Origin of the sequence: Rhizobium sp. BR 250, assembly GCF_047445855.1 — a bacterium.
GTDB classification, from domain to species: domain Bacteria; phylum Pseudomonadota; class Alphaproteobacteria; order Rhizobiales; family Rhizobiaceae; genus Agrobacterium; species Agrobacterium tumefaciens_I.
Genome location: NZ_JARWKW010000029.1, coordinates 1 through 5,163 on the forward strand (window position 1 = coordinate 1; position 5,163 = coordinate 5,163).

Genomic DNA, 5,163 nt, shown 5'->3' on the forward strand with positions numbered 1-5,163 from the left:
TCGGTCGGGGCATAGAGCCAATCAGCTCGCTGAATAGATTTGGACCTGATCCGCTGATCACCATATCGGCCAGCGGCTTCTAAAGTGCCGCATTTAAAGGCCTGACAGAAGACCGCACTCGATCACACCCAATGGTTCAGAAACTTCTTGCATTACGGGCGGCAACCACAGAAGCCCCTAGATTTGTAGACGCCTTCTTTCCTAAATTTGAGGCAAGAAGAGCATCATGAGCAAATCGAATTTCAGCGAAGAGTTTAAGCGTGACGCGGTGCGCCAGATCACGGAGCGAGGCTATCCGGTTGCCGAGGTTTCGCAACGTCTCGGCGTAGGCCAGCATTCCCTCTACGAATGGAAGAAGAAGTTTGCTGCGTCGAACGCCAAGGGCAACGACGAGGCCGAGGAGATCTGGCGGCTGAAGAAGGAACTGGCTCGTGTCACCGAGGAGCGAGATATCCTAAAAAACGATCACGGGCTTTGGTCCGCCTGTGCGCGGTAGAAACAGGTCGTGCTACGATTGCCGCCGGAGGGGAGTTGCCGAAGGCTTATTGGAGGCGTTCAACCCCGTTAAAAAACGTGGCACATGGGCTGTTGCGTACTTGAGAGTGGTGACGCGGCTTTGGCGGCGATCCCGGTTAGGAAAATGACGAACTTGCACGGCCCAGCCCCTCCCAATCCATAGGAGGAGAAGTCATGCCAAAGATAATACCTACCAATCCACAAAATCTCACACGCATGAACCCCGGAGCAGCCGCTCTCGACATCGGATCCACGATGCATATGGCCGCAGTCAACCCGGAGAGTGACGATATGCCGATCCGCGCCTTCGGCACTTTCACACATGATCTGCATGATCTCGCCACTTGGTTCCGATCCTGCGGCGTCACAAGCGTTGCGATGGAATCGACCGGGGTCTATTGGATCCCGGCCTTTGAGATACTTGAACAGCACGGCTTTGAGGTGATCCTCGTCAATGCCCGCTACGCCAAAAATGTGCCGGGCCGGAAGACCGATGTCAGTGATGCGGCGTGGCTTCGCCAACTACATTCCTACGGCTTGCTGCGCGGAAGCTTTCGTCCGCAGGCGCAGGTTGCTACGTTGCGAGCCTATTTACGACAGCGAGAGCGACTGATCGAATATTCTGCGGCGCATATCCAGCACATGCAAAAAGCGCTGATGGAAATGAACCTGCAACTGCACCATGTCGTGTCAGATATCACGGGCGTGACGGGGATGAAGATTATCAGGGCGATCGTTTCTGGAGTACGCGATCCGGATCTCTTGGCATCTATGCGCGATGCTCGCTGTCATTCCTCGGCTCAGACCATACGAGCATCCCTGATCGGGAACGATCGTGATGAGCATGTTTTTGCTCTCTCTCAGTCGCTAGAGCTCTACGATTTTTATCAGCAGAAGATGCTCGAATGCGATCGTCGGCTTGAGAGCGCAATTGGTGCGATGTCAGCTGAGGTCGAGGCCCCGCTCTTGCCATTGCCAAATGTCCGGACAAAAACCAAGCAGGTAAATGCACCGTCATTTGACGTGCGAGCTGCCCTATATGGCCTCGTTGGGACAGACCTGACGCAAATCCATGGCCTGGGCTCGTCTCTCGCGCTGAAGCTCATCGGCGAATGCGGCACGGACCTACGGGCTTGGCCGACGGCCAAGCACTTCACATCATGGCTCTGCCTCGCCCCGGGTAATAAAATCTCCGGCGGCAAGGTGCTTTCTTCGCGAACTCGCCGATCATCCAGCAGGGCGGCTGCATTGCTGCGGTTGGCCGCGACCACGCTCGGCCGCAGCGACACTGCACTTGGCGCATTCTACCGGCGGCTGGCAGGGCGTATTGGAAAACAGAAAGCCGTCACGGCGACTGCGCGCAAGATTGCCGTCCTTTTCTACAATGCGCTGCGTTATGGGATGGTGTATCGCGATCCAGGCGCTGCTGCCTATGATGAGCGCCATCGTGGCCGTGTCATTGCGAATCTCCAACGCCGCGCTCGGTCTATGGGCTATGATCTCTCACCCATGGCGGCAGGGGACTGTGTTTCTTAGGAAAGCGGCCGTGTATTTCGCCAGGGATGCAAAGTGAAGTACGCGTTCATTGCTTTGCATCGCTTGCGGTTTTCGGTGCGGACGATGTGCCGTCTTCTGCGGTTCATCCCAGTGGATTTGACACCTGGCTGAAGAAGCCGCTGAGCAGGCGAGCCAACGAGGACAAACGACAGACCGATCTGCTCCTGACGGCGCGGGTAGAGAGCGGCAAGGTCTACGGTTATCGCAAGCTGCACGACGACCTTCTTGACCAGGGAGAGGTGTGCTGCCCCAACCGGGTTGCGCGTCTGACCCGTCTTGCCGGGATCAAGGGCGCAGATTGGCTACAAACGCCGTCTCGGCATCTATGCGACAGGCCTTCCGTTGTTGTAGATATGCGCTCAATCGGCAGTTCGACGTCGAGGCTCCGGGAGTCCTGGGTCACGGACATCACCTACAGTGCGCCTCGCCCCAATCGGGGAGGCATATGACTGGAATGCAAAGAGAAAGGAGGATGCGAAGAACTGCCTGCTCCCTGCTGCGAGGGGGCATGAGCCCAAGCGGCGGTGACCTGCCGTCAACTGGCAGGGTGACGTAGCCCGCAGGTAAAGGGGATTGAGGCGAAGCCGTTACGCCGAGATGGTTCCCGAGGCTGAAGTATTGGAAGGTTGAGGAACACGAACCGGTTAACCCGCATCTGAGGGCTGAAATGTCGCCTTCGCCTACACGGCTTAACAGGCGGAATGCTGATGAAGCTGCCGGACACGTAAGTCGGCGGCATCCGAATACGGTCGTATATGTAGGTCGGTCGTATGGGGTCATGGGGAGAATGCAGCCAGACCATGGCATCGGCATCGACTTGCAGAACGCAAGGGAAAAGATTGCGACCGGCAACCTCGCCAATACGCTGACGTCCAGCATATGAACGAGGGAAGGCATGATGGGATGACAACGAAGTATTGCGTCGCAAGGGAGTTGACCCTGATGTCCATCATGTTGGCGGAGTTCCCGTAGTAGTCCGGGATGGGGAAATCCCATCACATGGCGAAGGGGAACAGTTCAAACTGCTTGAAGTGCAAACTACCTGACCAAGCGAGGTGAAGACCTTTGATAATCAGCGAAATGCAGCACAAGCTCGCAACATGGGCCGAGAGCGATCCAAACCGGCGGTTTGATCGGCTTCTTCGGCTGATTGCCAATAAGGAATGGCTTGCCGAGGCCGCTCGGATGGTTTTGGCGTCAAGCGGCGCACGAACGCCGGGCATCGACGGAATGGATAAGCAAAGACTTCAGGTCAAACTGGATCAGCATCTGGACGACCTGCGGGCAAGCCTGCTGGAGGAGAGCTACCGCCCCCAGCCGGTCAAGCGCATCTATATCCCGAAATCAAACGGCAAGCTACGACCACTGGGTATTCCGACCCTGACGGATCGCATTGTCCAACGCGCCATGCTGATGGCCATGGAGCCAATCTGGGAGAGCGATTTCCATCGTCTATCCTATGGCTTCCGGCCGGAACGGAGCGTGCATCATGCCGTCCGCACCGTGAGGATACAGCTTCAGGATGGTGCCGACACGACGAGGGGCCGCTGGATCATCGAAGGTGATTTGGCCAGCTACTTCGACACGGTCCATCACCAGCTGCTTCTAAAATGCGTGCGGCGACGTGTGCAGGACGGACGGTTCGTCGATCTACTCTATCGGTTCTTGAAAGCAGGCCACATCGACCGTGGCCTGTTTACGGCCTCAAGCGAGGGTGTCCCGCAAGGTGGTGTTCTGTCACCGCTCCTGTCCAACATCATGCTCCACGAGTTTGATATGTGGCTGGAGGCGAAATACCTGAACAAGAAGGCACGCAAGGATCGCTGGGCATGGAACTTCGGCATCCAGCAGGGCCGCCCCATTACGGTTCGCGAGAACCGGCAATGGAAACCGGCTGTCGCCTATTGCCGATACGCTGACGACTTTGTCGTGATCGTAAAAGGAACCAGAGCTCAGGCAGAGGAAATCCGCGAAGAATGCCGGGCGTTTCTGGAAGGCAAGTTGAAGCTGACGCTGAACATGGAGAAGACCCATGTTACCCACGTCGACGATGGCTTCGTCTTTCTGGGGCACCGGATCATCCGAAAGCGAGGGGCGCATGGACGGATGTCCATTGTTACGACAATACCCAAGGAGAAGGCCAAGGGGTTTGTTCGCAGGCTCACCGAAACCCTTTCCGGCAATCATAGTGTCAGCACGGTCGACATGATCGCCGGCCTAAACCGCCAATTGGTGGGATGGGCGGCGTTCTACAAGTTCACCGACTTCACGGCGTACGTCTTCCGGCGCATCGACCATGTCGTGTTCTGGAAACTGGCGCATTGGCTGGGACACAAGTACCGATCTCGCATCAAACCCTTGATGCGGAAATGGTTCAGGGTCCCTGAACCGGGCAAGGCCAAAACCTGGCTCGTGTTTGGTCGAAATGAACACGGCGACCCCGTCGGAAAAGCGCTACACCGGCTTGTCTCAAGCCCCAAGGCGCAATTCCGGTGGCGTAATCCGGAGGAAAATCCATACATCTTCCGGCTTGAAGACCGCAGTACCGTCACGTCGCACTATCATGACGTTGCTATGGCCATGGGCCAAGCTTGAATAGAGAGCCGTATGCGCTGAAAGGTGCACGTACGGTTCGGGGAGGAGAAGCGCATCCGCGCTTCTCACTCCACTCCGGACCTGCAAAGGTTCTGCTTATTTGGCTGTCCGTCATCGACCTCTATTCCCGCTGGGTCATCGGTTGAGCGATGCGATGCAGAGCCGTCAAACCACCGACGTCGTATTGCAGGCCCTGTTCATGGCGGTTTGACGACGAAAACCGAAGGACAAGGCGCTGATCCACTCGGATAGTCAGAAGATGATAGCCAGTTCCCGGGCGGTTTGTCTCAAACACCGATCGATCGCTTGGTAGGCTGGCGCTGCAAGGCGTCCAGGTGTGGCTTGACCCACACTCCGATCGACCAGCGTGTCTTTCCCTGGACCTGTCGGCCGCCCGGGAGCGCCTTGCGGTGAGGCTTTGCCTCGGCATTTGCTAGTGACCCAAGAAGGGCCTGACCGCGTTGGTCACATGACTGTCCTGTCCATGCATCTGAC

Annotated in this window: 2 protein-coding genes and 3 pseudogenes; all 5 read left to right on the forward strand. The window is 57.0% G+C overall.

Annotated elements, in window-relative coordinates; genetic code table 11:
- Positions 1-226 precede the first annotated feature (226 nt).
- A pseudogene (locus QD336_RS24195) lies at positions 227-460 on the forward strand (transposase); the annotation flags it as partial.
- A 230-nt stretch (positions 461-690) separates the two neighbouring features.
- Entirely contained in the window at positions 691-2,052 is a 1,362-nt protein-coding gene (locus tag QD336_RS24200) for an IS110 family RNA-guided transposase (protein ID WP_243017635.1), read from the forward strand.
- Positions 2,053-2,489 (forward strand): annotated as a pseudogene (locus tag QD336_RS24205) (IS3 family transposase); the annotation flags it as partial. It lies immediately after the preceding gene.
- A gap of 649 nt (positions 2,490-3,138) precedes the next feature.
- Positions 3,139-4,668: a group II intron reverse transcriptase/maturase gene (gene ltrA, locus QD336_RS24210; protein WP_499172453.1), complete on the forward strand. Its 1,530-nt coding sequence runs from the start codon at positions 3,139-3,141 to the stop codon at positions 4,666-4,668.
- A 64-nt stretch (positions 4,669-4,732) separates the two neighbouring features.
- Positions 4,733-4,939: pseudogene (locus QD336_RS24215) on the forward strand (DDE-type integrase/transposase/recombinase); the annotation flags it as partial.
- Between the last annotated feature and the right edge of the window lie 224 nt (positions 4,940-5,163).